This is a genomic window from Brevundimonas sp. GW822-FHT03E11, assembly GCF_058801445.1.
On sequence record NZ_JBXANG010000019.1, the window covers coordinates 1 to 2,377 of the forward strand.

A 2,377-nucleotide genomic window follows, 5' to 3' on the forward strand; every position below is an offset into this window, starting at 1 on the left:
AGTTGTTATCGGCGTCGAGGACGCCGCTTTGGTAGTGGTGGTCGATAAAGGCGCCGGTCGTGGCGTTGTAGACCTGAACGTCGAAGCCGTATTGCTTGCGGCCCTGACTGGTGAAGGCGTCGTTGTAGAAGCGGATCTGCTCGCCCGGCTGAACGACCGCTGAGACCGAGCCGCCGTTGCGCCAGGGCGTGGACGCCAGGCGGCCGCGGGTGGCGCTTTCGATGTAGAAGGTCCCGCCGTCGGCCAGATTATAGCCCTGGCCGGTGATGTTCTGGATGTCGGCCCGCAGGGTGACCGGCGCTTCAATGCCGGCGATCGGACGATAACCAGTCGCGCCGGCGCCGGTGTTGTCATTGGTTTCGAAGTGGCCGTTGTCCCAATCCACCGCGCTGACGTTGCGGTTCGGATAGTTGTTGTCATTATCGACGGTGATGTTGGCCGTGCGGTTCGACAGCTGTACCGAGCCGCCCGGCTGGGACAGGTTCCACACCACCATGTTCATCGTGCCGGTGCGACGGCCTTCGGAGGTGCGGGCGTCGATCGCATAATGGATCTTGTCGCCGTTGTTCACCGTCACATCGACGTATTGGTATCCTTGGGTGTTGCGCGGATCGAAGTATCCTTGATGCACCCAGCCTGAGCCGCTGTCGCGATAGACGTTGACGTAAACCTCGCTCAGGTTTCCGCTGTAGTTGTAGCGCTCCACGCGCAGAGTGATCGGTCGATTGATCCCCGTAACCGTCTGCGCCGGCCCGAACCAGATCGTCGGGGCGTCGGTCACGCCGTTCTGGTCGGTAAAATCATTGAAGGCGTCGGGCGTATAGTCGGGCGCCGCCGCCGTCTGACTGACGCTGAAGCTGTCGATCGTCTGGCCCGTCGTGAGGTTCTGAACCGTGACGGTGTAGCCGCCCGAGCGCTGGGCGCCGTCGGCGGAGACGGCCCGCGCGACGAACTGGACGGTCTCGCCCGGCGCGAAGTCGCCGCCGGCCCAGGAGCCGTTGCCCAGATTGGTCGAATGATACCGCAGCGCGCCGTTGACCCAGATCTCCAGGCGCGAGCCCCCGGAAAGGTCGCCGCTCAGCCCGGAGATCGTGGCCCTCAGATTGACGTTGCGGTTTATCCCGTTGAGCGGCAGCGACGGCCCGCCGGTGACGAAGTTGGTCGAGGACGACGCCTCGGCCATATTGGGCCAGTCGAGCGGGTCCAGCGCATAGTCCGCGACATTGTGGTTGTTGTCGGCGTCTACGGTGACCGAGACCGCCTTCTGGCTCCAAACCGTCGGGGAACCCGCGTCACCCAGCGTCTTGTTCCAGATCGTCATGGTCCATCCGGCCGAACGCGCCCCGCTGTTCGTCGCCCCGTGAGCGAAGTATTTAACGCGGTAGCCATTCTGGACCGTGACGTCGCGATAGCGCCAATCGTTGGCGGCCGTCCCCCGGACGTCAAAATAGCCGCTGTCGACCATGGTCCCTGAGGCGTCGAAAACCTGATAGTCGATCCATGCGCCGTCGAGATTGCCGTTATAGCCGTATCGCTCGATACGGAGGGTGATCGGCTGATTGATTCCCGTGACCAAACTCTCCGTGCCGATCCAGCCCACGTCCGGGTCGTTGGAGTTGATCGTGATGTCCTGGAAGGTGGCGGCGTCAGGGGTCGTATCCGCGGCCGCCGTGACCTGGAAGGTATCTGTCACGCCGCCGATATCCAGCGTCGCCGTCTGGCCGGCGCCGCCTGCGGCCGGCGCCTGAACCTGCACCTGGATGGTTTGGCCCGCCGTGATCGTGCCGTTCGCCGTCGTCCAGGCGCCGCCGTTGATCCGATATTGGCCGCCGCTGATCGACACCGGCGTCGCCGCATTGACGCCCGAAACCGTGATGGTGTTCGAAGCCGCCCACGCTCCAGACGCCGCAGTGGCCGGGCCGCCCAGATCATAGGAGTCCGGCGTGGTATCCGCCGCCGCGACAGCCGTGGTGACCTGGAAGGCAGCCGTGACACCTCCCACGTCCAGCGTCGCCGTCTGGCTGGCTCCGGCCGTCGCCGGCGCCTGAACCCGCACCTGGACCGACTGGCCGGCGCTGACCGTGGCCGCCGCCGTCTGCCAGGACCCGCCGTCGATCCGGTACTCACCGCCGCTGACGGAGATCGCCGCTGCGCCGGTGAAGCCGGAGAGCACCGGAGACGCACTGAGAACCCAGGCGCCCGCGGCAGCCCCGGTCACCGGCGCGCCCAGATCGAAGGCGGACGGCGCTGTCTGAACGCCCGCGACTACAACCTGGCTTCTGTTGCCGGCGGCGTCATACGCATAGGTCACTGTCGCCCCGCCCGCGTTGGTCACCGTCTTCAGACGGCCCAGGGCGTCATAGGTGTAGGTCGTCGA

General features: G+C 65.5%; 1 pseudogene. It reads right to left on the reverse strand.

Annotation, left to right across the window (positions count from 1 at the left end):
- Positions 1–2,377, reverse strand: a pseudogene (locus tag AC1RKE_RS15975) (hypothetical protein); the annotation flags it as partial.